Origin of the sequence: Arthrobacter sp. Soil782, assembly GCF_001428435.1 — a bacterium.
Taxonomy (GTDB): Bacteria; Actinomycetota; Actinomycetes; order Actinomycetales; family Micrococcaceae; genus Arthrobacter_D; species Arthrobacter_D parietis.
This window is the reverse complement of sequence record NZ_LMSO01000001.1, coordinates 953,544-978,102: the sequence shown is the minus strand read 5'-3', so window position 1 is coordinate 978,102 and position 24,559 is coordinate 953,544. Positions and strand designations below refer to the sequence as shown.

Genomic DNA, 24,559 nt, shown 5'->3' with positions numbered 1-24,559 from the left:
CCGTTCATCAGACGCACGGAAAGGCAGGACATGAGCGTGGAAAAGGCAGGCACGCCCGCACTGACTCTGCTCTGGCGTGCTTTTCTGCTTCACGCCGCAGTGGCCGGTGCCTTCGGGCTGCTGACCATCTTCTGGGGACAGCCCTCCGTCCATGTGATGTCCGTCTCCGGAGGGCTCTATTTTCTGGGGCTGGCCGCCGCCGTCTACTTCACCGAGCAGAGCCTGTTGATACAGGGCGCCATACCCGCGTGGCTCACCCGAACGGTGCCGGTGTCCCTGGCAATTGCCGGTCTGCTCAATCTGTGGGTGCATGCAGACCGGGTGTTTGCCCAAGCCGGTGCGTTTGCATTGATCCTGATGGGTTTGGTGTACCTGATTATCTGGTTCAGGAACCGCGGCTCCTATATTGCTGCCCGCGATTTCCTCCTGATCGGGATCGTGACAACGTTGACCGGAGCTCTGCTGCCGCTGTTCCAGCCTCTCGGAGCGCATGCCCTGCTCGGTGTGGCCGGCGGCGGCGCGGTGATTTCCGCCGTCGTGCTTGCTCTTGCAGCCCTCAGCTACCGGCATGATGCACGGGAAGTTCCCGGTCCCGCAACCCACGCCAAACCCGTAAACTAGATTTCTACTATTCGTAGAAAACATTGAGGAGAAGGAACCGTGTCCAAGCAGGTCAAGGGCGTCAAGGGTCCTCTCATTTTTTCGACCGTTCTGGCAGCAATAGCGGGGATCGCGACCATGGTGTTCGCCACCGGCGGTGGCACCCGGGAGCTGCGGGTGGACCTGGGCCTGACGGCTGCGGGCATCGCCTTCATCGCCTCAATGGTCATCTGCGCGCTGTTGCTGATGACGGAGAAACCCAATGAAGATCACCTCGGGAAGGGCACGGGGATCAATCGCTCGTCCTCGAAGATTCCCGGCGGATCAGCCAACCTCGATGAGCACGGCAACCCCCGGGGCACCAAGCCGAAAAGCACGGGCGACGACGCCCGCTAACACACAAGCGAAGACGGCAGGCTGCCGTCAACCGGATCAGGGGAGGCGCGGGAACCAGGGCGCTTGCGCGAAAAGGTGAACTCTGGTTCACTTATTTTCACGGAGGGGAGTATCCCCTAACCAGTCCATCGTCATTCCGGCAGCCCCAGCGCTTCCCGGTGGACAGGCCGGCAGCGGCCGGGAGAGACCTCCAGTTGGTAGTAACTGACTGGAAGCAGGTACCCCATGAACGTGCCCTTGTGGCTGTGGTTTGCTGTCATTGGCCTCATACTCCTGATGTTGACGTTCGACCTCGTTGCGCACCGGCGCGCGCATGTCATTTCTGTCCGGGAAGCTGCAATCTGGTCTGCTGTCTGGGTCCTGATGGGCGTGGCGTTCGGTGGAGTGGTCTGGCTCGGATATGGCGCTGAGTTCGGCCAGCAGTATTTCGCCGGATACGTGATTGAGAAATCTCTCGCCGTCGACAACGTCTTCGTGTGGGCCATCATCTTTGCCTTCTTCGGAGTTCCCCGCGAGTTCCAGCACCGCGTACTGTTTCTCGGCGTGCTGGGAGCCCTGGTTTTCCGAGGCATTTTCATTGCCGCCGGTTCGGCCATCATTGCCAGTGCGGAGTGGGTTCTCTACCTGTTCGCCGCGTTCCTGATCTTTACCGGCTACAAGATGCTCAAGCAGCGCAACGAGCACATTGATCCGGAGAAGTCACGCACGCTGAAGCTGTTCCGCCGCTATGTCCCGATGACCGACGCCTTTTATGGTCAGCGTCTTCTCATCCGCAGAAAGGGCGTACTGCTTGCCACTCCGCTGCTCGCGGTCCTCGTCATGGTAGAGGTGACGGACATTGTGTTTGCGGTCGATTCCATCCCTGCGATCTTCGCGGTGACGGATGAGGTGTTCCTGGTCTTCACCGCTAACGCGTTCGCTATTCTGGGCCTGCGTGCCATGTACTTTCTGCTTGCCGACCTCATTCACCGCTTCATCTATCTGAAGGTAGGGCTTTCCCTGGTGCTGGTGTGGGTGGGAATCAAGATGCTCCTCAAGGTGGACGTCTTCTACATTCCCACAGCGATTTCCCTGGGTGTCATCATCACCATTTTGGCCATCTCCATAGGCGCGAGCCTGCTGGCGACCCGCGGGGAGGAACGCCGGGCGCTTCCCGGTCCGCTGACTTCTCCCTTCCGCACGGCCACACCGGAAGAGTTCGAAGATTTGCAACCGCTCTGGGGTAGAAAAGGTGTAGCGGCGGGAACTGACTCCCGCGACGACACCTAAAACGACAACGGGGAGGCACTATGCCGGAGGCTGGATCGGACCCCCATCCCGGAGATGGCCCCCCCGGCTGCGACGGGCGGTGAAGGCCGCCCGTCGTGGACCATCCTCACGAATCACGGGCACGTGCTCCTCGCGGTGGCAGCGCATCCGGACATTCTGGTGGAGGACCTTGCGCTCCGGGTGGGAATCACCCGCCGTGCCGCCCTGCACATCCTCAAGGATCTCGAGGAAGCCGGGTACATCCACCGTCTGAAGGAAGGGCGCCGCACACACTACGTCGTGGAGGGTTCCCAGCCCTTCAGGCATCCTGCGGAATCACACCACGACGTCGGTGCCCTCCTCCGCATCTTCAAGGATGACGAAGCGGCTTCCGACTCTGATCGCCCGTCCGGTCGATAGCATTGGATCCATGGCGCCACATGTTCACATCACCGGCGACAGCGAAGCTGATGAGCTGCTGTCCAATAATCCGCTCGCGCTGCTGCTGGGCATGCTCCTCGACCAGCAGGTAGCGATGGAAACGGCCTTTGCGGGGCCGGCCAAGATCAAGGCACGCCTGGGCGCGCTGGATGCCGCCACCATCGCAGAGTACGACGCCGATGCTTTCGTTGAGCTCTGCCGCACCCCTCCCGCTGTGCACCGCTATCCCGGCAACATGGCGGCCCGGATCCAGACACTCTGCCGGACGGTGGTGGATGAATGGGGTGGCGACGCCTCGGCCATCTGGACGCGCGGTGAACCTGACGGCGCCGAGGTGCTGAAGAGGCTGAAGGGCCTGCCGGGCTTTGGGGTCCAGAAAGCGCAGATTTTCCTTGCGTTGCTCGGCGAACGCTATGACTTCACGGGCTCCGGATGGCGGGAGGCAGCAGGCCACTACGGCGAGAACGGCTGCTTCCGGTCCGTCGCGAACATCACTGACGCAGAGTCACTGGCGAAGGTTCGTGAGACCAAACGCGCGGCGAAGGCAGCCGCGAAGCAGAAAGCGTAGCTGGTGCGTCATGACCGTAGCTGGTGTTGACTCATAACCAATTCTCAGCGTAACGTCATCACCGTAAACACACTTTGGTTATGACGTTATGAGGGACACCCATGAGAAGCGGTACAGCTACCGGACTGTGGTGTGCGCTGCTGTCAGCCGCCTCCTTCGGCCTGTCAGGGCCCTTCGCCAAATCGCTGCTGGAGATCGGATGGAGCCCTGGTGCCGCCGTCGGAATCCGTATCGGTGGCTCAGCCCTGGTGCTGCTTGTCCCCGTGGTGGTTGCGCTCCGAGGCCGCTGGGGCACACTGCGGCGCAATGCACTGACGCTGATCATCTACGGCGCAACGGCCATTGCGCTCTGTCAGTTCTTCTACTTCAGTGCTGTTCAGCGCATGTCGGTCGGCGTTTCACTGCTGCTCGAGTACCTTGCGCCCGTACTCATTGTCGGCTGGCTGTGGCTGCGCTCCCGCAGGGCGCCGAGCAGGCTCACCATCTGTGGTTCCATCACCGCCATGCTGGGGCTGCTTCTTGTCCTCGACCTGACCGGTGACCAGCGGCTCGATCCCATCGGGGTTCTGTATGGACTCGGAGCCGCGGTCTGCCTCGCGGTGTTCTTTGTAATGTCGGCAAAAGCCGACGACGACCTGCCGCCACTGATCATGGCCGGCGGCGGCATGCTGGTCGGTGCTTTCACGATCCTCGTGCTTGGGCTCATCGGCGTGATGCCTTTTGCGTTCGAGTTCCGCGACGTGACCCTCGCAGGCTGGCAGACCCACTGGCTGGTCCCGGTGCTGATGCTGGTACTGATCGCTACGGTGCTCGCCTACGTCACCGGAATTTTCGCCGCGCGGGGCCTTGGATCAAAGGTGGCGTCCTTCGTCGGTCTTACTGAAGTGATGTTCGCCGTCCTCGCATCGTGGCTCATTCTCGGCGAGCTACCTTCAGTCGTCCAACTGCTCGGCGGCGCGCTCATCATCGGCGGAGTGATCCTGGTCCGCGTCGACGAACTGCGGCAGGCGCCAGATTCCCGCGACCCGCTCGACCAGGCAAACGTCGTCGAACCCGTGCCGACTACCCCGGGGAGCTAGAGAGCGGGACCACTGGAATGGTAGGCCCCGCTGGTCTGTGTACCTGGCCGATCACGTAACGCCAAACCGCGGGTGTCCATGCCGTCTGCAGCGCTTCGGAGTCGAGCCGGTCATCGGTCCAGATGACCGCTTCACCATCGATGATGAAACCCGGTGGAATCTGGTCCTCGGTCGCCGCGGGAAGGTCCGGAAAGTAGCGGGTGAGATCCTTGCCCTGGCGAGACCACAAACTGGCTTCTTCCTCGGTGTGCACAATTGCGATCCGGTGGGCGCGGGCCTTCCGGTGTTTCGGTGAGCCTCTCTTCGCGGGGCAGTGCCATGGAGCTGCGCCAGGTGCTGGTGGGAGCGCTCCGTTGAGGGCGGCGAAAGTCTCGGAGTGGGCGATATCCACCCACGGGCGGGCCTCGAACTGCAGCGAATAGAGCAGCCGCCCGTCTCGCCAGTTGGCGGGAATGCACCCCGGAATCATGTGCCCGTTGGCGCGCCACGGCTCCTCGACTTCCTGCCTGATGGTTTCTACAGGTTCGCCGAAGAACGCGGCGGCCTTTCTCGGGTACGCATCGTGCGAGGCGGTCATCCGCGGCCACGACAAGGCTTCAAGGAACACAGTTGTGGGGTCTTCCGCTGTGTAGATGGTGCGTCCTGGGGTATCAAAGCGGTACCACGTGGACCGGTCGCCGCTGAGGAGCCCGCGCTCCTGCGGATTCAGCGGGCCGTAAGATTCCTTCGCGACGCGAAAGGCCGAGACTGGGTGCTCTGACCGTCCTGCAAGGGCTGACGCATGGGCCATTATCGGCACTCAAAGGTCCAATCTGATGCGAGACTGTGGCCATCGGCAGGAACTCGCCCGCCCATTGGGAAGAAGCGAGGAAGGACGGGAGCCTCCCCGGCCCCTCTGCTCAAAATCGACAGCACTCTTATTATCGATACCATGACCTCATCGCCCGTCTCATGCTTGCCCGTGGGTTTGGGTCCAGTGGTTGCCGATGTTGGGAGGGAGCTGGCTGATGGAAGTAGTGCTGGTGATACTCGGAGCAGTACTGATTTTTGTTGGTCTAGGCGATATGTTTCATACCCTTCTGCATCCGGCAGGCCGGGGCAGCGTGACTCGTAAGGTGTTCTGGCTGAGTTGGCGGGCTTCGCAGCATACCGGTAATCGGATCGGTCCGCTTAACGGGCCCGGGGCGATGGCTGTCGTGGCTCTGCTTTGGGTGTTGTTGCAGGCCGTTGGCTGGGCGCTGATTTATTTGCCGCAGATACCGGGAGGCTTCTCGTACTCTTTCGAGGAGGCTGGGCAGCGCGCTGGTTTCGTTGATGCGTTTTATGTATCGATGGTTACGCTTACGACTCTGGGTTTTGGTGATGTTGTTCCCACTGTGCCCTGGTTACGTTTGGTCACGCCGCTGGAGGCGTTGGCTGGGTTTGCTTTGTTGACTGCAGCCGTTTCCTGGTTCGGTCAGGTGTATCCTGCTCTTGCTCGGCGCAGAACCTTAGCTCTTCAGCTCTCCTGGTTGGCCGATACAGGATATGCCGACCGGTTGCAGCAGTTCGGTTCCGATGCTGTTGTACATACAGTGCATAGTCTGGCCGCTGCGGTAGCCCGCCTGTGCGCTGATCTCGTGGAGAATACGGAAACCTACTTCTTCCGGGATCCGGCGCCCTCCACGTCTTTGGCTCGCCAGCTACCCTATGCCATGAGAATCAGCCGCCGAGCCTCTAGGTCGCCGGTAGCTGAGGTTCAAGCGGCAGGCCTGCACCTTGAAGCGGCGCTAACCGCGTTCAGCATGACTTTGAAGGAAGAGTTTCAGGCCGGCGGAGATTCGCCTGTGGACATTCTTGCTATCTACGCAGATGAGCATGGAACATACACCGATGATTGAGAATGCATGGTTGGTGCTCGTCCCATACCGTGCGTCATGGTCAGTATGCGGTGTAGTCGCTCGGGTGGTGCGCTGAGCCCACAGGAGGTAATGGTCGGGTCCAGCCCGGAGTCGAAGCCCGCGGCCACGACAGTGAAGCACGATCTCCCGGAAGCCACCGCCTGGCCATAGATACGAAAGGATCGGCGCCGCCATCGCAGAAAAGCGGGGCGCTGTAACAGACACGGACGAACTTCAGTTTCACCGCAACAAAAACTGTAAAGTGGCCATGTCCTCACGTTCTAGTGAGCGGCCGGGATTCTTTCACCCCGGCGAAAGCGTCGGAGAAACATAGCCAGCGGCCTGACCGCGTTCCCGGCGCTTTTTACACTCAATTGTCCGGCAATATGCAGAAAATGATGCTTCTTCAGGCAGTTGGTTTCCCCTTCGTGAGGTAGCGGATTTTGTGGGGCAAAGGGAACTTCTGTCAATGAAGGAGCGGGGAAATGACGGAACAGGTTGTTGCTTGTCCCGAGATCCCTGCTTTCCCCTTATTGGGCGGGGCTGGATGGGCCGTCTTCTCTGTTGCCTACTACTACTTGGGCTGGGCTGTGCAGGATGTAGCCGTTGACCCAGGAAAACATCGCACGGACCTTTTGTTGGGCGCCGGAGAGGAGTGCCAGGTGCACGAGGAGCCAGGAGAGGAATGCAACGGCTCCACGAAGCTGGAGGCGCTTCCGTCCGATTTCCGCTACGGCGGCGCCTCGGCCGATCATGGCCATATAGCCTTTGTCGACGTAGTGGAAGGGTTCACGGGGACCGCCGTTAATATCTCGGTAGATGTTCCGGGCTGCCCATTTTCCGCTTTGTTGTGCGACGGAGCCGAGTTGCGGCAGCTTCCGCCTTTCAGAATCAGTGATGTTGGCCGCGTCGCCCAGCACATATACGTTTTTTTGGTCGGGGACTGTCAGGTCCGGGAGTACATCGATGCGTCCTCCTTTCCCCTGCGGTAAGCCGGAATCTTGGAGGATCCTTCCGGCTTTGAGCCCTCCGGCCCATACTGTCAATTGGGCGGGGATTTCGCTTCCGTCGGCGAGTTTGACCGCGTTGGTGCGGACCTCGGCTACGCCGACGCCGAGGTGTAGTTGGACTCCTAGGGCGGAGAGCCGGTCTTTGGTGTATTCCTGGAGGTTGGGGGAGAAAGGTGCCAACACGGTGGACACCATGTCAACCAAGTGCACCTTGCTGCGGGCTGTGAGGTCCGGTGAGAAGTATTTTCGTACCACATAGTTGATGTGCTCAGCTATTGCTCCAGCGGTTTCGACCCCAGTCGGTCCGCCTCCTACGACGACTATGTCGACCGTTTCCTCGGGGTGGTTGGCGGCGTGATCGAAGATCCGGGTCAGTCTGGTTGCGAGGCGGGTGGCATCTTCCAGGGAGTAGAGCGGGTATGCGTGTTCCTCGGCGCCGGGGGTATCGAAGTAGTTCGGTACCCCGCCCAACGCGACCACCAAGGTTTGGTCGGCGTGCAGGGTTTCGCCGTCTCCGAGGGTGACCGTGCGGTTCCGCGAGTCAATGGTTGTGACAGCGGCCGTCATGATGTTCACAGACCCCAAGCGCCGGAAAATGGAACGGATCGGCCGGGCAATCGCTGACACACCGATCTGGGACGTGGCGAGTTGGTAAAGAAGTGGCTGGAACTGGTGATAGCTGTTGGAATCAACGAGGAGAACTTCGACTCCTTTACGTCCCAGTTCCTGGGCAACGGCTGTGCCGGCAAATCCTGCTCCTACCACAATGACCTCGTAACGGTTCCGGGTCTTACGGTCATGGCTATCCGTGCTGGCAGCCGTGGATTGCGGACGTATACGTGTGTTTCTGTTGTTCTTGCCTGGCCAGATGAGTTGTCGTGTCCTTGTCCGGGTGCCATCGAAGAGGCGTCGCTTGAGGAGGAACTCCTCCACTTCTCTGTCCGGCGCGGCCGTGATCTCGTTCGCGGCTCTCGCAGAGGGCACATCGATAAGGTAGGGCTTGCCGTAGGCGGCTTCTGTCGCGACAGCGTCCAGCCATGGAGCCGGTTGGGGGATGAGACCCCGCTGTTCGAAGGCTTCGGCGAGCATGGCCTTGATCTCGGTGTGGCTTTTGCCCGGAGCCCGTTTCACGACGTCGAATATGGCTAGTTGACGTTGCGCATTGTCACTGTCGGATCTTTCGACCTGTGTCATGGTCTCCTCTTTCGGTTGTCCTGTTGGAGGTATCAGTGCTTTGGTTCTGGTCAGCTGATGGAGTGGATGCTGAAAGCGGTAAGGAAGCCGAGGGTGGCCAGAAGGCCCGAGTACATGGCGGCAGTTTCGAAGGCTTCCGGGATCATCGTGTCTGTGATCATCGCCAGGATTGCCCCGCCCGCCAGCGCGTTGACGAAGGCGAGTGTCCCGGGGTTGGCGCCGTCGAGGAGGGCGTAGCCGGCGGTTGCTGCTACGCCTGAAGCGATGGCGATGGCCCCCCATATGCCAAAGACGTAACCGCGGCTGCGCCCGGCGTGCTTCCATCCGGCGGAGCTGGAGAGCCCTTCGGGAACATTGGAGATGAAAACTGCTGCCAGCATCGGCAGGCTCAGACCGCCCCCGGCGATGAAACCGACTCCGAGGACCATTGACTCCGGTATCCCGTCCAGCAGTGCGCCCAGCGCTATCGCCCCGCCGCTCGTGGGTTGTTCGTCCTGGGATGGTTGTTGTGAGCCTGAACGCTTCCGGTGTCGCGCACCGTATCTTGCCAAGAACATGTTCAGCCCTACATAGATGACGGAGCCGGCAAGGAAACCCAGCGCCGTCGGAAACAGGCCTCCCAGTTCTTCTGCCTTCTCCACCAGCTCAAAGGTGAGCGCCGAAATAAGCACGCCGGACCCGAATGCCATAACCGCCGCGACAACGGCAAGCGGCACCCGAACGTACCAGCCGATAGCACTGCCAAGGAGGAGGGCACTTCCTCCCAGCAGCCCGGCGGTTCCGGCTGCGAGCCACTCGGGCATTACTGCTCCATACCGGTCATTGCGGTTATTCCCCTCGTTCATCTCTTGCTGGGTCGGTTCCGGGGCGCCGGTCCCGCTTGGAGAGCCGCTGGTTGCCTGTGGCTTCCTCGACGGCGTTGACGGCGCGTACGAACCCGAGGTGACTGAATGCTTGAGGAAAGTTCCCTGCCAGGCGCCCTGAGGTAGGGTCATACTCTTCGCTATACAGCCCGAGATCGGTAGCACAGTCGGTGAGCCGTTCCAGCAGGGCGGCTGCGTCATCCTTCCGGCCGCTGTAGGCGTATTGTTCAACGAGCCAGAATGAGCAGACAAGGAATGGGTATTCTCCTCCGGGGAGCCCATCAACGTCGGTTTCGGTGCGGTAACGGTAGACGAAGCCGTGATCGCCGCGCAGTTCTTGCTCTATCCGGGCGACGGTCGCGAGAATCCGGGGGTCGTCGTACCCGACGATCCCCGTGTGGGGGAGCTGGAGCAGTGAGGCGTCAACCTCGGTGTTCTCATAGGTTTGGGTGAACGATCCGGTCCTCTCATCAACTCCGTGCTCAAGGATCTCCTCTCGCAGGGTGCGGCGCAGCGCCCGCCATTGGTCCAGGGGCCCGTCCAGCCCGTGGTTCTCCACGGCGCGGATTCCCTGGTCGAAGGCGGCCCACATCATCGCCCGTCCATGGACGAAGAACGCCGGGGTGCCGCGCATCTCCCAGATGCCGTGGCCCTTTCGGTTCATGTTCCGTTCGCAGAACCTCAGCAGGTTTTTTTGGAGACCCCAGGATGATTCGTCGTCTGGTATGCCGGCTTCGCGCAGGGCTGCTAGGGCGAGCATCACTTCACCGACGACGTCGGCCTGGTACTGTTTGGCCGCTTCGTTGCCGATGCGGACCGGGCGGGATCCCTCATAGCCGGCCAGATGATTCAGTTCCCATTCCGGGAGCTGGCGTTCCCCGCCCACCCCGTACATGATCTGCAACTCTTCAGGATCCCCCGCCACAGCGCGCAGCAGCCAGTCCCGCCAATGCGTGGCTCCCTCAGTGAAGTCCTGTGTGATGAGCGTTTCGATGGTCAGGGCCGCGTCACGCAGCCAGGTGTACCGGTAGTCCCAGTTCCGGACACCGCCGAACTCTTCTGGAAGGGAAGTGGTCGCAGCAGCGACAATGCCACCTGTCTCCTGGACGGTCAGGCCACGCAACACCATGAGCGATCGCAGGACGAGTTCGTGCTCACGGTCGTGGACGTCGACCCGGGAGGACCACTGGGTCCAGTAATCACTGGTCAGCTGCAGAGCCTTCGCAGGATCGACCGGGCGTGGAGGGTACCTGTGGGATTCGTGCCACAATAACGCCCAGCTCAGCACATCTCCGGCTCCCATGGAGAACGTCCCGGTGAACCGGTCTGAGACACCGCCCTGGAAGTGTCCCGGGTGCCCCTTATCCGGGGGGCATTCGGGCTGCCCGGTTTCGGCCACGGGATCGGCACGCTGCTCCGGGTGGGACCGTAGCAGGGGCCCGGTGAGAAGCAAAGCATTCGGTCCGGCGATGGACAGTAGGCCGTCCTGCTCGCTTTCATCGATTTTTACCCGACGGGTCCACGGTTTGGAACGGTTGTAATCGAAGCGGATCCGTAGGTCGTGCTCGAGCTGAACGGTTCCTTCAGTGCAGTGTGCTTGCCGGATCAGGTCGCTTTGCCCGTCGTCCGGTGGCATGAAATCCGTTACCACGACGGTTCCAGTGGGAGTCCGCCAGGTGGTTTCGAGGACAAACGTCCGCGGCCGGTAACGGCGCTCGGACACCTCTCCGTCGACGACGGACATCTTCCATCGTCCGTCCTCCGGGGTTCCGAGCAGGGCAGCGAACACCGAGGGTGAATCGAACCGCGGGAAGCACAACCAGTCGATGCTTCCATCGCGTGAGACGAGAGCACCGGTGCGCAAATCGGACAGGAAAGCGTACTCCTCCAGTGGCGTTGACTTGGTTGCTTCCATCGGGCGGTCGGCCCTTTGGTCGCTCACTTGCCCCAGTGCTCCGGTCCGCCGGAGCCGGCGGCATACTCCTCCAGAGGCACGCGCCCGTTACTCCAGGCTCCACGAATTTCGTCGATGACCCGCCACGCCTGTTCAGCTGCTTCCCCTCGCAGGGAGAGCGAGGGGTCTCGTTGAAGGATGCCGTTGAGAACCTCGCCGTAGGGATTCAGGCGGCCTTCGCCAAACTCCGTCATGAGGTGCGCCCGGTCGATGACATAGGGGTCTCCGGGGCCGTTGATGTTGAACTCGAGAGACATGCTGTCCGGTCCGAGCCTCAGTCGCAGGACTGCGGGAGAGATCATTCCCTGCATGCCTTCGGGAACGTGAGGCACGTCACGGAAGGTGAGGACGATTTCCCGGCGCCGTTCGCCCAACGCCTTACCTGATCGCAGAGTGAACGGAACCCCGGCCCAGCGCCAGGACTGTGACTCCAGCGTCACTTCGGCGAGGGTTTCGGTTTCTCGCCGGGCCTGCACGCCTTCCTCTTCTACGTAGGAGGGAAGCTGGCGGCCGTCAATGGTGCCTGCGGTGTAGCGGGCGCGTCTGCTCGCGGTAGCCGGGTCCGAGCCCCATGGTCGGACCGCCCGTAACGCTTCGGTCTTCACAGCCCGCAGATCGGCGGCCTCGAGCGAGGTGGGCGCCTCCATGGTGACCAGGGCCATCACCTGGATGAGGTGGGACTGAATCATGTCGATGAGCGCCCCGCTGCTGTCGTAGTAGCCGGCGCGTCCCTCAAGGCCGAGCTGTTCGTCGTAGACAATCTCGACCTTCGCAACATGGTCCCGGTTCCAGAGCGGTTCGAACAGGACGTTGGTGAAGCGCAATCCCAGGATGTTGAGGACACTGGATTTCCCCAGGAAGTGGTCGACCCGGAATATTTGTTCTTCTGTCACCAGCGATGCCAGCTTGCGGTTGAGGTCGGCGGCGCTCTGCTGGTCCGTCCCGAAAGGCTTCTCCAGCGCCAGGACGGTATGCTCGGGCAGTCCGACGTCGTGCAGGGCATTTATCGCCCTGGCTGTCACGGATGGGGGCAACGCGAAGTACAGGGCCGGGATGCCCTCTGCCGCCTCCATCAGCTGCCGTAACTGCTCGGGTGATGTGGCATCGGTGGGCAGGTACCTTGTGTGGGTGAGGGCGTGCTCGACAGCGTCGCCGTTCGCGCCGGCGCTGTCGAAAGCGGATTTCACTGTCGCCGACCACTCATCCTGGTCTTTGGTGGGCAGGTCCGCACCCACGATTTTCAGCCGCCGTCCGGGTTGGTCCGTCAATAGCCGGCCAACACCTGGCAACAGCAGGCGCGAGGTGAGGTCGCCTGTCGCTCCCAGAATAATGAGGGTGCTGATGTCATCCATCGGGTGCTCTCCTTCGAGGTAGTGCAATCCATTTCGGGGGCTATTTTTTGGAGCCGCTGTTGTCCTCGTCTTTGGGCCCTGGGTCGGAAGTGGCAGCTGGGACATACACGTCCGGTTCGAGATAGATCCGCGTCACGATCGGCACTGCCGCACGGATCCGTTTTTCTGCATCATTGATTACGCTGGCAAGCGCGGAACCGGTCTGCGAGCTGTCGGTGGCGATTTTCGCTGCCACGAGCAGTTCGTCCGGACCGAGATGGAGGGTCTTGAGGTCGATGATCCTGACCCGACCCTCTCCTTGAAGCGCTACCTTGATTTCTTCGATGTTCTGAACTGATGCTGCTTCGCCCAGCAGCAAGGACTTGGTTTCGATGCCAAGCAAGACGGCCACGGCGACCAGCAGCAGCCCGATCAGGGCCGTACCAACTGCATCCCACACACTGTTTCCAGTCAGAAGCGTCGCAGTGACAGCAACGAAAGCAAGGACCAGCCCGGTCAGGGCAGCGGTGTCTTCAAGGAGGATCACGGGAAGTTCGGGTGATTTGGATCTCCGCACGAACTGCAGCCACCCGGAGTTCCCGCGCGCCGGCCGCGATTCAACGATTGCAGTTTTCAACGACAGCGACTCGGCGACTATCGCCCCGCCCAGTACGGCAAGCGGGACCCACCACCACGGCCCTTCGATTGGTTCGGGATGCCGCCATTTTTCGTAGGCCTCGAACAAAGCGAAGAGACCTCCCACGCTGAACAAAACGATGGCCACGAGGAAGGAGTAGATGTAACGTTCCCGACCGAACCCGAACGGGTGCTGGGCGTCGGCGGTGCGTTTGGCCTTCTTGCCTCCGATTAACAACAACGCCTGGTTGCCCGAGTCGGCAACCGAGTGTATCGCCTCAGCAAGCATGGCCGACGACGCCGTCAGCACGAACGCCAGGAACTTCAGTGCGGCGATGGTGATGTTCGCGCTCAGCGCGGCGATCACCGCTTTCTTGCCCCCGCTACCCGACATAACACCCTCCCGATTCCTGCACGTTTTCGCGGCAACCCAGTCCAGGCGCCGTTGTGTTCCTAGCCCTCCTTGTCCTTGTTGAGCTCGCGGTGCTTGTTGAGCTCGCGCCTTTCATGCTCGCGGCGGCTGTAGGTCGCCTCATATATCGCCCGGTCGCTGTCGAAACTTGAGCCCAACGCCCCCGCCAACGTGCCCAGGGAGGAAGCAAGCCACGCCAAATGGACGTAATCAAACAATCCGACGGGGTGACCGAGCTGCTCCTGTAAGTAGGTGGCTGCAATTACGGTGAGCGCCAAGCAGAACAGCAGCCCCGACAGGACCAGGACCACATACATCATGGCCACGCTTAGCTCGACTGTGATGATGGTCGCTGCGTTATCCAGGATCACCTGGCTGGTGTCCGGTCTTCCATCGGACTTCGTCCAGAGCCCGTTGTGAATGATGAGCCATGCACTAAGCGCGGAGATCACCGCGAAGCTCATCACGGATAACCGCAGAATAGACAGCGCATCAGCCATCGACCACATGGAGGCATAGAAAATGCCGAAAGCTCCCGAGGCGACGGCGGCCGGTAGCCCGGGATCGGCCATCAATCCCAAAACGGCTGGTCGTCCGTCCGATTGGTTTTTCACTGTGTCGCCTCCCTTCCGGATCAGCACGCTCCGTCAGCGCGTTGGGTCACTTCTCTCCCAGTACAGAAGGAACCTCGTTCACTGCCGTTACGACGACGTCCCGGATCTTCCAGTCCATGGTGAGCAGCCCTTCCCGGATTGCGTCGAGCCGTTCGGCCGTCGCCTTCTCGTCTTGCTTGGGGACGACGAAGCCCTCCACATGGAAGACTTGGCCTTCATCTCTGAGCCGGGCAGCGCCGGCACTGACCCACTCCACGTCGCGCAAGTATGCGTTCACCTTTCCCAGCAAAGGGTGGACGGTTGCGTTGTCGACCGTTGTCGGGCGGGCATCCATCAACGCGGCCAGAGCCGCCCGAAGGTTGGTAATTCCGTCTTTCATGATGCTGAAGGCGATCACCAAGGCAGCAGCGGCGTCAGCCCACCACCACCCCAATCCGATACCCACGATGCCCACGATTGCTGCGACCGACGTCATCCAATCGGCTTTATTCATATCTGCGTCTGCGTACAGGACCTTGTTATGCAGCGGCGGGGCCAACCTCAGTTTCAGGCGGCCGAGGATCACAGGTGGAATCGCTGTGATCACCATCGCCGCTATCATGATCCAGCCGCTCCACACCGGTGTGCCGAACAGGTTCATCGCGCCGATGGTCGGGTGCTCGGCCGCGATTAACGCTTTGAGACAGTCGAAGATGAGGAAACCGCCCATTACGCAAAGGGCAGACGCTGCGACCATATGGGAAACGCCGATGGCCCGGTGGTAGCCGTAGGGGTGCCCCGCGGTGGCCGGTCGACGGGTCATCCGAACACCGATCAGGAACGCGATGGGAGGAACGAAGGACAGCATGTCCTCGATCCACGCGGTTTTCATTGCCTGGGAATTACCCATGGACAGAAATACGATGACCACGATCCCGAGCACCGCCGCGATTGTGATCCATTCCAGACGCACCGCTTTGTGTAGGTGATCCTCCACTTCTTTGGGGAGGATCTCATTGTCCACTTCTCCCAGGATCTTGCTCATATTGGAAGCTCTTTTCCTTCAAGGAAGCGCTCGAGGTCCATCAGGAACGCGTTCTCGCCCTTCCGGATCGCAAGGACATGCTTCTCCTGCTCACCACCGGCGTTGGTTGTCGTGGCGTATGGATTGGTAAGCCCGACTTCTGTCTTCCATGGAGTGTGCTCGGTGATGCCGCCGATCACTACATCCAGTTCACCGTGGGAAAGTTCCTCCATGAGATCATCCTCTCCGTCGGTCTCCCATTGGACCTCCGCCCCGATCCTCTCGGCGTATTCACGGATCAAGTCGACCTCCAACCCGGAGGGCCGGGAGCCCACGACCGACGTGAATGGTTCGTTCTGGGCTACGCCGACGCGCAAGCTTCCCCCGGTGGCCCTCTGCAGGGTGCCATAGGGATCGGCGGGATAATTTCCGCCACAGGCAGACAGGAGAAGCAACATAGCCAAGGCCAGGATCAGTGTCTTCTGTGAACCATTCACGATCTCACCGTAAACCCTCATCTGTTGGTATGAATAGTGGGGCCGAGAGTGACACGCGTGCATTGCCGCACTTTCTTTCGTGTCCGGTAGTTTCGCCGCCTACACGAGTCTCCGCGCTTATGGTCCAGGTTGCGCACACCCGTGCCAGCGTAATAGTAAGGGTACTGTTGTTCCGAAAATTGAAGCCCAGCGGTGGCTGGATTTCTCCTATCGACCGGAAGATCAGTATGAATCTGGAAATAGGTGTAGCTGAAAGCGTGTGGATTGCGCTGGGCCTGACCCTGGTTCTGACGGCACTGCATCTTGCAGCACCACGCATACGGCGGCTGCCTTTCATTCCGGAGCGGTTCACCGCCTCCTTCGCCGGCGGAATAGCAACGGCTTATGTGTTCCTTCACCTACTGCCGGAGCTTGCAGCAGGAAATGAAGCGGTGGGCGAAACGTTGCAAGACGTCCTGGATCCCACGCCTTTGCTGGAACTGGTGATCTTCTTCGTCGCCTTGAGCGGTTTTATCGTCTTCTACGGGCTCGAACGCCTTGCCTCCCGCAGTTCCGCGGCCGGGAGTAAGAACGAGGCTGGCATGTATTGGCTCCACCTGGCCTCGTTCATGGTCTATAACATCTTGATCACCTACACCCTTGCCCTTCGGGTAAGGACCGGCCTGCTGTTCGCCTTGCTGTTTACCATCGCTATGGGTCTTCACTTTGTCCTCACCGACCGAGGACTCCGAGAACGCTACGCACACCGGTTCGACCGCACCGGCCGTCTCCTGCTGGCCGGAGCACTCATCGCGGGCTGGATTGTTGGGTCGATAGCCGCACCGACAAGCACCCTTCTTGTCGCCCTGTTGACCGCTTTCCTCGGCGGATCCATCCTGCTGAACGTATTCAGGGAAGAAATCCCACCAGAGCGCAACTCCAGCTTCGGCTGGTTCTGCATCGGACTCGTCTTCTACGGTGGCTTACTGACCCTCATTACCGCCATCCAGGGCTGAAAGGCGGAGCCGTCCCTGATTTCCCAGCCTTCACCGAACACAGCAGAAGCACCATGAAACAAGGAAGTCCGATCAGAGGTAATACATGAGCAGCAAGGCGTTTCTCCTACGATTGGGGCTCGCCGTCCTCATCATTGATGCCGCTTTCTCCGCCCTCTGCCTTCTGGGAGTTTTCCCGCTCAGCGACTCACTGTTAGTTCTTGTCTTGGGTGCTTTCGTCCTCAGCGGCGCAGCGGCACTGGAAAAACAAGAAGCTATTCCGCTCGAACGGCAACCAGATGCACTGCCGCATTTCACCCTGGATGAGGTGAAGCCCCTCCCAGCAGACGAGGCCCCCGCGGCTAGAGACCTGGCCCGGGAGATACTCGGCGCGTCAACGAGAGACCATTCAGAGGATTCGAACCGAACGCTCGCCATAGTTGCCGTGAGACAAAGAGTCTTTTCGAACGAAACTGAAGGAGAACCGAAGGCATGACATTTAAAGAGATCATGGAGACCGCCGGTAAAATCGTCGATGCCGCAGGTGTCTTTGCCATCGTTCTTGGTGCCATTGTGGCAACGCTGTTCGCCGCATACGGGCTTCTGAAACGGCAGCACGGCGACGACGTATATCAGAAATACCGCAAGGGCCTGGGCCGCTCGATCCTCCTCGGCCTGGAGCTGCTCGTCGCTGCGGACATCATCCGCACAGTCGCAGTGGCACCCACCTTCCAGTCAGTAGGCGTGCTCGCCCTCATCGTCCTCATCCGGACCTTCCTGAGTTTCTCCCTCGAACTCGAAATCACAGGACGGTGGCCTTGGCAGAAAAAACACGAATCCGAACTGAAATAAATCGTTCAGCCGGCCGACCAAAGCACATATCAGTCGATGTCCTCGCCGGCGAGAGCTTTCGCAGCCAACTGTTCCTGATGAGCTGCATCCCAGATTTCCTTCGCAGCACTCACATTGACTCCGATGATCACCAACCCCAATACCAGGTCCGGCCATCCAGAAGAAGTCCAAGCGGTGAGCACGCCCATCACAATAATGACCAGGTTAATCGGAACGTCATTACGTGCCGACAGGAACGCAGCCCCCACCAGCACGGAACGTTCGTGGCGACTTACCAGTTCGACGACCCCGCAACGGCGCAGATCGCGGCCGCGGCGGAACTGGGCGAGCGTGCCATGGCGTGGCAACAGGAAGACGCCGACGGTAATCGACAGGGTCTGACAATCGCCGAGTTTGGCGAACTAGGCGGTCCGGGAATGGGCGGCTGCCCCGCCGGCCCGGGCGACCAGACGGGCCTGCCCCGGGCGCCGCCTCGGTGGTACGTTCCGTCGACAAGACCTCCATGCAGGTGAAGTGGACAACCGCAGCGGCGCAACCGGGCGCCGCCGCGGTCACTGGATACAGCGTGGTTGCAATAGACCAAGCGATCACGAACGGGCAGCAGGTTCAGCTGGGAATGCGCACGGGTGCTTCCGCCACTCAGAGCACGATCGCCAATCTGAACCCGGCCTCAACCTACACTGTGGAAGTCCGCTCCCTCGCCGGACCCCGCATGAGCGACGCATACACTGTTGCTCCCGCGACGGTGCCACAGCCCGGTGACACAACGGTACCCACGCTGGCACTTTCGCCAGCACCGGATCCCGGCGCAGTCATCCAAACAAACTCGGTGACCGTCACCGGCGACGGGCAGAACTTCTTCACGACAGACGGATCACCCGTTGTCAGCGGTGGCCTACCGTCCGACACGGCGCGCCTCTACACCACTCCGATAGCCATCACCGGGCCGACCACCCTGAAAGTCGCAAGCATTTGATCAGGCGGGGAACTTCCAGATCATCGAGGGTGAGTATGCTCCGCCTGCTGGTTCCACGGTTCCACCAGGTGCCCCAACGGGCCTCACCGCTACGGCAGGGCAGGGGTCCGCGATCCTTCGATGGGACCCATCTGAATCATCCGTAACCGGATACCGGGTGACCGTGTACGGGAGTAACGGGACGGCGCTGCCACTTGGTTCCCAGCCCCCGGAGACAACTGCCAGAACCCAAACCATCACCGGCCTAACGGGCGGCGCCAGCTACGGATTCAGTATCAAGGCAAAGACGGCAGCTGCCGGATTCGGAGCTGAATCGGCGAAGGTGACCACCACCATCCAGCCCGTCACCGACCGGCTCACCATCACGTCCGCGAAATGGAAAGCGGGTGATTTCCGGGTGATCGGCACAGGCTCGGTTGTAGGTTCGACCGTCACGGTCTATCGCGTCACGAGCACCGGAGCAATCGGTGCAGTAATTCCTGGCGCGGTAGCCACGGTGACCGCGGCCGCTCCCCCAGGAATTGGCGACTTCAGCATCAGGCTCCGCAACGGAGCTGCGCCAGCGCAGAATCCGGCAAGAATCTACGTCAAGTCGAGCAACGGAGGTGTCGCAGGACCGTTCACCGTTGCAAACGGTTAGAACCGTCCGACGGTTGAACCCCCGGGCCGCGTAACCACAGACCGATACCTAAATCCTTCCGGCGGCTGAAACTCCCACCAACAGTTCCGTGGATCACCCTCACGTTCAACGCCACTATGCGTTCCGGTTCCCGGAAACGCGAACCTCAGGAAGTCGCCCGTGATCTCGCCTCCCGGCTTCCTGGCTTGTCTCAGCGGTTGCAGGCAACCGGGGCAGGTATCGCCCGCCCCATGGGAGCACAAGAACTGTGTGAGGTTGTCCGGGTCGCCTACGATCCACCGGCTGCACTGGTCATTGATGAGGCTCACGCCTCCGGGCACCCTGTAGAACTCACCTGGGGCGAAGTCGGCCCGTCCGGTGCTCAAACCAACTGGGAGAACTACCGCCACGAGGGCGCATATTCGGCGTCGTGGACCATGACCGGCGCTCCACGTGGCTCGGTCCACGCCAATGTCCTTTCCAAGCTCCTGGCCCCGCACGGCGACGTGGACCGCAAGCGGATCACGCTGCTGTACCGGCCGATGGATTCGGCCCGGGCCGCGCAGCTGGTCGAACGGGATCAGAACAATGCCAACGTCCGCATTACCTCGTGTAACCGTCCCTCAGCTCGTGCGCTGGTCGATGCCCGCTCAGCGGCTCAAACAGCGGCAGAAGAAGCTCAGGGTGCCGGGTTGGTGAACTTCGGCCTGGTCGTCACGGCCACAGTCAACGGTCTGGACCGGCTACCTGACGCGGTGGCCGCGATTGAGCAAACCTCCGGAGCTGCCCGATTGCTGCTGCGCCGTGCCTATGGGTCACAGGACACTGCCTTTGCGGCGTCACTGCCGATTGGTTTGGTGCTGCCTAAGCACGTCCTCTTGCCCTCTGAGATTCGGGAGGCGCTCTAAATGGCGCATATGAAGATCCAGAAAAGCCGGCACCACGTAGAACCGGTGGAGCCGAAAAAGAAGAAGCAGAAGAAAGCCCCGGCGATCCGGGAGAAAGTACCTGGTGCCCGTGGCTGGCGTGGCCGTGGCGGCGGCGCGGCCGCGCTGGTTCCCACCGTGCGGGAGTACCGGGGAACGACAGTGCAGGTGTGTGGGCTGTGGCCGTTTTCCTCCGGTACGTCTTCACCCATGATCGGTGTACCGCTGGGTAAGCATGAGGAAACTCAGGCCACGGTCTGCTGCGATCCGATCAGCTGGTTTCAGCGCGCCCGACTGATCTCTAACCCCTCAGCGTTCGTCCTCGGCAAGCCAGCACTGGGCAAGTCAACGCTGGTTCGCCGCATGGGCATTGGTCTAGCGGGACAGGGGACGAGTCCCCTGGTCCTAGGGGATCTGAAGGGCGAATACGTTGACATGGTTGAAGCCCTCAAAGGGCAGGTCATCAAGCTCGGCCGCGGCGTCGGATATTTGAACATTTTGGATCCTGGGCAGGCTATTGAGGTCGCGCAGCTCCTCGAGGACGAAGGCCACGAGGATGCAGCTGTGCGCGTCCGTGCTGATGCTCACGGGCGGCGCCTGAATATGGTGGTTGCACTCATTACGATCAGCCGGAACCAGCCGCCCACCGATCAGGAACAGACCATTATCGACCGGGCGCTGCGCTGGCTCGATGAGCACTTCGAGGGCATTCCTGTGCTCGGGGATCTGCTCAAAGTCATCCAGGACGGCCCGGACGAGTTGCAGCAGGTCGCCCTCAATCGCGGCGATTGGAAGCTCTACCAGCAGGAAACGAAAGCTCTAGAGGCGACGCTGCTCGGTTTGACGGGCGGCGGGAAGCTCGGGGAAATCTTCTCCCGGCACACCTCAGAGCCAATGGAACGTGGCAAAGCCGTGGTGTTCGACGTGTCCACCATTGACGAAACGGAAACCGACCTCCAAGCCGCAGTGCTGCTGGCGTGCTGGTCCTACGGGTTCGGCACCGTCAACGTAGCTCACGCACTCGCTGACGCCGGGCTGGAACCTCGACGGCATTACTTCGTGATTCTCGATGAGCTGTGGCGGGCGCTGCGCGCCGGTAAAGGCATGGTGGACCGGGTAGACGCGCTCACCCGCCTTAACCGCTCTGTCGGCGTGGGACAGGTAATGATCTCCCACACCATGAGTGACCTTCTCGCCCTGCCAGCCGAAGAGGACAGGATGAAGGCCCAAGGCTTTGTCGAGCGTTCCGGAATGGTCATCTGTGGTGGCCTCCCGGCCTCCGAAATGACACTGCTGACCAAGGCGATTCCACTCTCCCGGCAGGAACAGCAAAAACTCGTGTCCTGGCAAGATCCGCCCGCCTGGGACTCACGCGGGCTGGACATTGAACCGCCCGGACGGGGGAAGTTCCTCATCAAAGTAGGCGGACGGCCCGGCATCCCTGTCCATATCGGGTTGACCAAAGTGGAAGCGAAGCTCAACGACACGAATAAGCGCTGGCACGACACCTCAGAGAAAGCTCCACTACTCGCGGAGACGGCAGTGGCCTCACCAACGGCAGGAGATCCGGCATGAGCGCACCAAACCGCAAGGGCGGTGCAGGAGACTTCACTGAAGGCATCGTGCTCTTCTCGATCCTCGGCCTTCTGGCCGCTGTGGTCGGTGGTACATGGGTAGCTGCGCATTGGGGATCTTCCCTGGCTGGGATAGCTGCTCCACCAACTCACCCGGTGGAGCTGATCGCGGGCCTCTTCAAGCAGGAGATCCCGTGGCCTACTGAATCCACGTTCATTGCCGCTGGTATCGGCGCAGCGGTCCTCATCCTGGCAATCGGGATCGTCGTTCTCGTGGTGCGCTCGGGCAGTAAGAAGAAGCGGGTAGACCGGGCTGCAACCCATATGGCGAAAGGGAAGGCTCTGCTCCCGCTGACCCGCAAGGGTGCGCTGAAAACGGCTAAGCGTCTCGGTGTCCCTGACTCGCCCGGTGTACCGATCGGTAAAGCAGTGATCTCCGGGCAGGATCTTTTCGGCAGCTGGGAAGATATGCACGTCGATATCTGGGGGCCTCGGACAGGTAAGACGACCTCACGGGCCATTCCGGCGATTGTGGCCGCTCCTGGGGCTGTGGTGGTGACCTCCAATAAGCGAGACGTTGCCGATGCTACCCGCGAGGTTCGAGCTGAACACGGCGACGTGTGGGTGTTCGATCCCCAAGGCGTCGCCGGGGAAGAACCCACCTGGTGGTGGAATCCCCTCTCCTATGTCACGGACGAAAACAAGGCCGGGAACCTCGCTGAGCACTTCTCATCTGGAAGCCGCCCGCTGGGCAGCGCAAAGCATCCGTACTTCGACAAGCACGGCGGGGATCTGCTCACCGCGCTACTCCTGGCAGCGGCGTGCGACAACCGGCCCATCACGCAGATCCACGGCTGGCTGACAGATCCCACCGAGGATGAAGCCGTCGAGATCCTGCGCCGTCACGGCTACACCATGAACGCTGACGGACTTTCCAGCATCATGAATTACGCTGGCCCGCAACGAGACGGGATCTACGGAACCGCGCTGGGGTATGTGAGCTGCTTGACGAACCGAACGGTAGCGGCATGGGTAAACCCCGCCGGTTCAGCTCGTCGGCCTGAGTTCAGCCCGGAAGAGTTCGTGCGCGGCAGGAACACGCTGTACAGCCTCTCCAAGGAAGGAACCGGCACCGCCGGCCCTTTGGTCACGGCGCTGACGGTAGCGACGGTGGAAGCCGCTGAGGCTTACGCTGTCGTCTCTCCTGGCGGCAGGCTTCCTACTCCCATGGTTGGTGTTCTGGATGAGGCGGCGAATGTCTGCCGGTGGAATAGCCTCCCCGATCAATACAGCCACTACGGCTCACGCGGCATCGTCTTGATGACCATTTTACAGTCGTACTCGCAGGGCGTTTCGGTGTGGGGCAAGGACGGGATGCGTAAGCTCTGGTCAGCATCCAACGTCAAGGTCTACGGCGGCGGTGTCGCCGAACCTGAGTTCATGAGTGAGCTGTCTCAGTTCATCGGTGACTACCAGTACACCGGGCGCACCACGAGCCGGGGCAAGAACGGGCGCAGCACGAGTGTTGATCCGAACCGGAAGGAGAGGATTCTTGAAGCCGACGATCTGGTGTCGCTCGAACGTGGCCGCGCTATCGTGTTCGCCTCCGGTATCCGCCCGGTCCTCATCAAAACCATGCCGTGGATGGTCGGCCCGGACGCTGAGAAGATCAAGGCTTCTATCGCCGCCCATGATCCATCGAACCGGGCACCTTCGGTGACCTCGGACGACGACACGACTCCCTCGCCGAACAAGTGGATTCAGGCGGTTGACAGCAAATGAGTAACGCGCTCGGAGACTGGGACGAAATCGACCAGGACACGTCACCGGACGATCTGGACTCTGACACGACGTCGGGTGAGGAAGAGGAACCCTCACTCGTGTTCGCCACGGTTGATCTGTTCGTGCAGGAGCACCTATCACTGAACTACCGGCGCACACTGAACGTGCAGGGAGGCCACACCTGGTGCCCTGAGTGGTGGCGGCACGGTGAAGCGATTAGGTCGTGTCTGTTAATTGTGGACTCGGTGGAATGTGATCATCGCGGTGAGTAGTACTCCGCCGAGGAACGTTGTGGCGTATTTGTCGTATCGGGTGGCGATTCCGCGCCAGTGCTTGAGGCGGTTGAAGCCGCGTTCGACGGTGTTGCGTTCTTTGTAGGTCGCGGGGTCGAAGGACGGTGGCCTGCCGCCTGCGGAGCCTTTGGCTTTGCGCCGTTGGATCTGGTCTGAGCGTTCCGGGATGGTGTGCTTGATCCTGCGGGAGCGCAGCTCGCTGCGGGTTGAGGGATGGGAATAGGCCTTATCGGCCAGCAGCCGGAACCGGGTGCCGTCCTGGATCTTATGGACTGCTAGCAGCGGAAGCAGTTGCGGGTTATCCCCGGCTTGCCCGGGTGTGAGCAGCATCGTGACCGGCGCGCATGCCCTATCGGTGAGGGCATGAATCTTTGTTGTCAGCCCTCCTCTTGAGCGTCCGATCGCGTGGTCAGCTGGCTCGTCGGGCAGAAACTTGTAACTCGCTCCCGCCCCCTGTGTGGTCCGCAGCGGCCTTCAGTTTCGGTGCTCCGGCGGCATGCTGATGTGCCCGGACACTGGTGGAGTCAACCGAGAGCAGCGACTCCAGCTCGATGTCATTTGCGCTGGTGGATTCTTTCACTGCGGTGAACATCCGCTCATAAGATCCGTCGGCCGACCAGCGCCGGTGCCGCTCCCATATTGATTGCCAGGCACCGAACTCGGCTGGCAGGTCCCGCCACGGTGAACCGGTGCGGAACCGCCAGCAGATGCCCTCCAGTGTCAGTCGGTGATCATTCCACGGCCGGCCCCGGCGGCCCGGTGCCGTCCGCAGGACAGGCTCGATAACCGACCACAACTCATCTGAAATCACATTCGCACGAACCATTCATCCAGCTT

The 24,559-nt window shown here is 61.0% G+C and carries 27 protein-coding genes and 1 pseudogene; 16 read left to right on the top strand and 12 right to left on the bottom strand.

The features are described 5' to 3' along the window. Positions 1–30 precede the first annotated feature (30 nt). Both ASH00_RS04685 and ASH00_RS04680 read left to right on the top strand, forming a co-directional pair. Positions 31–621, top strand: coding sequence for a hypothetical protein (locus ASH00_RS04685; RefSeq protein ID WP_056545484.1), 591 nt, complete (start codon positions 31–33; stop codon positions 619–621). Positions 622–660: 39 nt separating this feature from the next. Then, entirely contained in the window at positions 661–996 is a 336-nt protein-coding gene (locus ASH00_RS04680) for a hypothetical protein (RefSeq protein WP_200954740.1), read from the top strand. Between the two features lie 131 nt (positions 997–1,127). Here the strand turns inward: ASH00_RS04680 and ASH00_RS17105 are convergent, their stop codons facing one another. Further along, on the bottom strand, positions 1,128–1,256 hold the full coding sequence (locus ASH00_RS17105; RefSeq protein ID WP_268760496.1) for a hypothetical protein: 129 nt from the start codon (positions 1,254–1,256) through the stop codon (positions 1,128–1,130). On the opposite strand from ASH00_RS17105, the gene ASH00_RS04675 reads away from it, so the two are divergent. The 4 genes from ASH00_RS04675 to ASH00_RS04660 all read left to right on the top strand — a co-directional run bounded on the left by ASH00_RS04675 (position 1,222) and on the right by ASH00_RS04660 (position 4,332). Then, on the top strand, positions 1,222–2,265 hold the full coding sequence (locus ASH00_RS04675) for a TerC family protein (RefSeq protein ID WP_056545482.1): 1,044 nt from the start codon (positions 1,222–1,224) through the stop codon (positions 2,263–2,265). The genes ASH00_RS17105 and ASH00_RS04675 overlap by 35 nt on opposite strands. Before the next feature lie 54 nt (positions 2,266–2,319). Next, a complete protein-coding gene (locus ASH00_RS04670; RefSeq protein ID WP_056545481.1) occupies positions 2,320–2,664 on the top strand; it encodes a helix-turn-helix transcriptional regulator in 345 nt (114 codons plus the stop codon). 10 nt (positions 2,665–2,674) lie between these two features. Continuing rightward, positions 2,675–3,253 (top strand): HhH-GPD-type base excision DNA repair protein, encoded by a 579-nt coding sequence (locus tag ASH00_RS04665; RefSeq protein WP_056545479.1) that lies wholly within the window; start codon positions 2,675–2,677, stop codon positions 3,251–3,253. Positions 3,254–3,354: 101 nt separating this feature from the next. After that, positions 3,355–4,332 carry an EamA family transporter gene (locus tag ASH00_RS04660; protein ID WP_056545477.1) on the top strand — a complete coding sequence of 326 codons (978 nt, stop codon included), beginning with the start codon at positions 3,355–3,357 and terminating at the stop codon, positions 4,330–4,332. Here ASH00_RS04660 and ASH00_RS17155 read toward each other — a convergent pair. After that, on the bottom strand, positions 4,316–5,122 hold the full coding sequence (locus ASH00_RS17155; RefSeq protein ID WP_056545475.1) for an ATP-dependent DNA ligase: 807 nt from the start codon (positions 5,120–5,122) through the stop codon (positions 4,316–4,318). The genes ASH00_RS04660 and ASH00_RS17155 overlap by 17 nt on opposite strands. 217 nt (positions 5,123–5,339) lie before the next feature. Between ASH00_RS17155 and ASH00_RS04650 the strand changes: the two genes are divergently transcribed. After that, on the top strand, positions 5,340–6,212 hold the full coding sequence (locus ASH00_RS04650) for a potassium channel family protein (protein ID WP_162252840.1): 873 nt from the start codon (positions 5,340–5,342) through the stop codon (positions 6,210–6,212). A 530-nt stretch (positions 6,213–6,742) separates the two neighbouring features. Here ASH00_RS04650 and ASH00_RS04645 read toward each other — a convergent pair. The 8 genes from ASH00_RS04645 to ASH00_RS04610 form a co-directional block, all read right to left on the bottom strand. Next, positions 6,743–8,059 (bottom strand): NAD(P)/FAD-dependent oxidoreductase, encoded by a 1,317-nt coding sequence (locus ASH00_RS04645; protein ID WP_056546651.1) that lies wholly within the window; start codon positions 8,057–8,059, stop codon positions 6,743–6,745. 407 nt (positions 8,060–8,466) lie between these two features. Next, positions 8,467–9,219 carry a ZIP family metal transporter gene (locus ASH00_RS04640; RefSeq protein ID WP_056545470.1) on the bottom strand — a complete coding sequence of 251 codons (753 nt, stop codon included), beginning with the start codon at positions 9,217–9,219 and terminating at the stop codon, positions 8,467–8,469. A gap of 25 nt (positions 9,220–9,244) precedes the next feature. Next, positions 9,245–11,221, bottom strand: a complete 1,977-nt coding sequence (locus ASH00_RS04635; protein ID WP_442854338.1) for a glycoside hydrolase family 15 protein — start codon at positions 11,219–11,221, stop codon at positions 9,245–9,247. Then, positions 11,218–12,585, bottom strand: a complete 1,368-nt coding sequence (locus ASH00_RS04630) for a glucose-6-phosphate dehydrogenase (RefSeq protein WP_056545468.1) — start codon at positions 12,583–12,585, stop codon at positions 11,218–11,220. Before ASH00_RS04630 ends, ASH00_RS04635 begins: the two co-directional genes overlap by 4 nt. Positions 12,586–12,625: 40 nt before the next feature. Continuing rightward, on the bottom strand, positions 12,626–13,594 hold the full coding sequence (locus ASH00_RS04625) for a cation diffusion facilitator family transporter (RefSeq protein ID WP_056545465.1): 969 nt from the start codon (positions 13,592–13,594) through the stop codon (positions 12,626–12,628). A gap of 59 nt (positions 13,595–13,653) precedes the next feature. Next, complete coding sequence (locus ASH00_RS04620; RefSeq protein WP_157358994.1) at positions 13,654–14,226, bottom strand: hypothetical protein; 573 nt, start codon at positions 14,224–14,226, stop codon at positions 13,654–13,656. Positions 14,227–14,272: 46 nt separating this feature from the next. Continuing rightward, positions 14,273–15,250 (bottom strand): cation diffusion facilitator family transporter, encoded by a 978-nt coding sequence (locus ASH00_RS04615; protein ID WP_056545461.1) that lies wholly within the window; start codon positions 15,248–15,250, stop codon positions 14,273–14,275. Continuing rightward, the gene (locus ASH00_RS04610; RefSeq protein WP_056546648.1) at positions 15,247–15,747 is read right to left on the bottom strand and encodes a substrate-binding periplasmic protein; all 501 of its coding nucleotides are present in this window, start codon (positions 15,745–15,747) and stop codon (positions 15,247–15,249) included. The genes ASH00_RS04615 and ASH00_RS04610 overlap by 4 nt, the downstream gene beginning before the upstream one ends. Positions 15,748–15,953: 206 nt before the next feature. Between ASH00_RS04610 and ASH00_RS04605 the strand changes: the two genes are divergently transcribed. From ASH00_RS04605 to ASH00_RS04595, 3 genes are all read left to right on the top strand, one after another. Then, positions 15,954–16,721: a hypothetical protein gene (locus ASH00_RS04605; RefSeq protein WP_056545459.1), complete on the top strand. Its 768-nt coding sequence runs from the start codon at positions 15,954–15,956 to the stop codon at positions 16,719–16,721. Positions 16,722–16,806: 85 nt separating this feature from the next. Next, positions 16,807–17,196 carry a hypothetical protein gene (locus ASH00_RS04600; protein ID WP_056545457.1) on the top strand — a complete coding sequence of 130 codons (390 nt, stop codon included), beginning with the start codon at positions 16,807–16,809 and terminating at the stop codon, positions 17,194–17,196. Then, positions 17,193–17,552, top strand: coding sequence for a DUF1622 domain-containing protein (locus tag ASH00_RS04595; protein WP_056545455.1), 360 nt, complete (start codon positions 17,193–17,195; stop codon positions 17,550–17,552). The genes ASH00_RS04600 and ASH00_RS04595 overlap by 4 nt, the downstream gene beginning before the upstream one ends. A 29-nt stretch (positions 17,553–17,581) precedes the next feature. On the opposite strand, the gene ASH00_RS04590 is transcribed toward ASH00_RS04595, so the two are convergent. Continuing rightward, positions 17,582–17,899 carry a hypothetical protein gene (locus ASH00_RS04590; protein ID WP_157358993.1) on the bottom strand — a complete coding sequence of 106 codons (318 nt, stop codon included), beginning with the start codon at positions 17,897–17,899 and terminating at the stop codon, positions 17,582–17,584. Positions 17,900–17,976: 77 nt separating this feature from the next. On the opposite strand from ASH00_RS04590, the gene ASH00_RS04580 reads away from it, so the two are divergent. From ASH00_RS04580 to ASH00_RS16360, 6 genes are read left to right on the top strand one after another with little or no spacing between them, the layout of a single operon-like run. Beyond that, a complete protein-coding gene (locus ASH00_RS04580; protein WP_442854342.1) occupies positions 17,977–18,528 on the top strand; it encodes a fibronectin type III domain-containing protein in 552 nt (183 codons plus the stop codon). A 19-nt stretch (positions 18,529–18,547) separates the two neighbouring features. Then, positions 18,548–19,168, top strand: coding sequence for a fibronectin type III domain-containing protein (locus ASH00_RS04575; RefSeq protein ID WP_082565882.1), 621 nt, complete (start codon positions 18,548–18,550; stop codon positions 19,166–19,168). A gap of 44 nt (positions 19,169–19,212) precedes the next feature. Next, a complete protein-coding gene (locus ASH00_RS04570) occupies positions 19,213–20,055 on the top strand; it encodes an SCO6880 family protein (RefSeq protein WP_327019686.1) in 843 nt (280 codons plus the stop codon). Continuing rightward, entirely contained in the window at positions 20,056–21,648 is a 1,593-nt protein-coding gene (locus tag ASH00_RS04565; protein ID WP_056545443.1) for an ATP/GTP-binding protein, read from the top strand. Then, positions 21,645–23,429 (top strand): type IV secretory system conjugative DNA transfer family protein, encoded by a 1,785-nt coding sequence (locus tag ASH00_RS04560; RefSeq protein WP_056545441.1) that lies wholly within the window; start codon positions 21,645–21,647, stop codon positions 23,427–23,429. The genes ASH00_RS04565 and ASH00_RS04560 overlap by 4 nt, the downstream gene beginning before the upstream one ends. Further along, positions 23,426–23,701 carry a DUF4913 domain-containing protein gene (locus ASH00_RS16360; protein WP_082565881.1) on the top strand — a complete coding sequence of 92 codons (276 nt, stop codon included), beginning with the start codon at positions 23,426–23,428 and terminating at the stop codon, positions 23,699–23,701. The genes ASH00_RS04560 and ASH00_RS16360 overlap by 4 nt, the downstream gene beginning before the upstream one ends. Here ASH00_RS16360 and ASH00_RS16355 read toward each other — a convergent pair. Further along, positions 23,660–24,548 (bottom strand): annotated as a pseudogene (locus ASH00_RS16355) (IS5 family transposase). The gene ASH00_RS16360 and the pseudogene ASH00_RS16355 sit on opposite strands and share 42 nt — an antisense overlap. Positions 24,549–24,559: the final 11 nt, after the last annotated feature.

Bases quoted from the DNA above. Each gene is read 5' to 3' on its own strand.
- ASH00_RS04560 (WP_056545441.1), top strand. From the start codon at position 21,645: ATGAGCGCACCAAACCGCAAGGGCGGTGCAGGAGACTTCACTGAAGGC.
- ASH00_RS04640 (WP_056545470.1), bottom strand. From the start codon at position 9,219: ATGCCCGAGTGGCTCGCAGCCGGAACCGCCGGGCTGCTGGGAGGAAGT.
- ASH00_RS17155 (WP_056545475.1), bottom strand. From the start codon at position 5,122: ATGGCCCATGCGTCAGCCCTTGCAGGACGGTCAGAGCACCCAGTCTCG.
- ASH00_RS04660 (WP_056545477.1), top strand. From the start codon at position 3,355: ATGAGAAGCGGTACAGCTACCGGACTGTGGTGTGCGCTGCTGTCAGCC.
- ASH00_RS04650 (WP_162252840.1), top strand. From the start codon at position 5,340: ATGGAAGTAGTGCTGGTGATACTCGGAGCAGTACTGATTTTTGTTGGT.
- ASH00_RS04565 (WP_056545443.1), top strand. From the start codon at position 20,056: ATGGCGCATATGAAGATCCAGAAAAGCCGGCACCACGTAGAACCGGTG.
- ASH00_RS16360 (WP_082565881.1), top strand. From the start codon at position 23,426: ATGAGTAACGCGCTCGGAGACTGGGACGAAATCGACCAGGACACGTCA.
- ASH00_RS04685 (WP_056545484.1), top strand. From the start codon at position 31: ATGAGCGTGGAAAAGGCAGGCACGCCCGCACTGACTCTGCTCTGGCGT.
- ASH00_RS04605 (WP_056545459.1), top strand. From the start codon at position 15,954: ATGAATCTGGAAATAGGTGTAGCTGAAAGCGTGTGGATTGCGCTGGGC.
- ASH00_RS04665 (WP_056545479.1), top strand. From the start codon at position 2,675: ATGGCGCCACATGTTCACATCACCGGCGACAGCGAAGCTGATGAGCTG.
- ASH00_RS04625 (WP_056545465.1), bottom strand. From the start codon at position 13,594: ATGTCGGGTAGCGGGGGCAAGAAAGCGGTGATCGCCGCGCTGAGCGCG.
- ASH00_RS04670 (WP_056545481.1), top strand. From the start codon at position 2,320: ATGGCCCCCCCGGCTGCGACGGGCGGTGAAGGCCGCCCGTCGTGGACC.
- ASH00_RS04675 (WP_056545482.1), top strand. From the start codon at position 1,222: ATGAACGTGCCCTTGTGGCTGTGGTTTGCTGTCATTGGCCTCATACTC.
- ASH00_RS04600 (WP_056545457.1), top strand. From the start codon at position 16,807: ATGAGCAGCAAGGCGTTTCTCCTACGATTGGGGCTCGCCGTCCTCATC.
- ASH00_RS04610 (WP_056546648.1), bottom strand. From the start codon at position 15,747: ATGAGGGTTTACGGTGAGATCGTGAATGGTTCACAGAAGACACTGATC.
- ASH00_RS04615 (WP_056545461.1), bottom strand. From the start codon at position 15,250: ATGAGCAAGATCCTGGGAGAAGTGGACAATGAGATCCTCCCCAAAGAA.
- ASH00_RS04630 (WP_056545468.1), bottom strand. From the start codon at position 12,585: ATGGATGACATCAGCACCCTCATTATTCTGGGAGCGACAGGCGACCTC.
- ASH00_RS04595 (WP_056545455.1), top strand. From the start codon at position 17,193: ATGACATTTAAAGAGATCATGGAGACCGCCGGTAAAATCGTCGATGCC.
- ASH00_RS17105 (WP_268760496.1), bottom strand. From the start codon at position 1,256: ATGACAGCAAACCACAGCCACAAGGGCACGTTCATGGGGTACCTGCTT.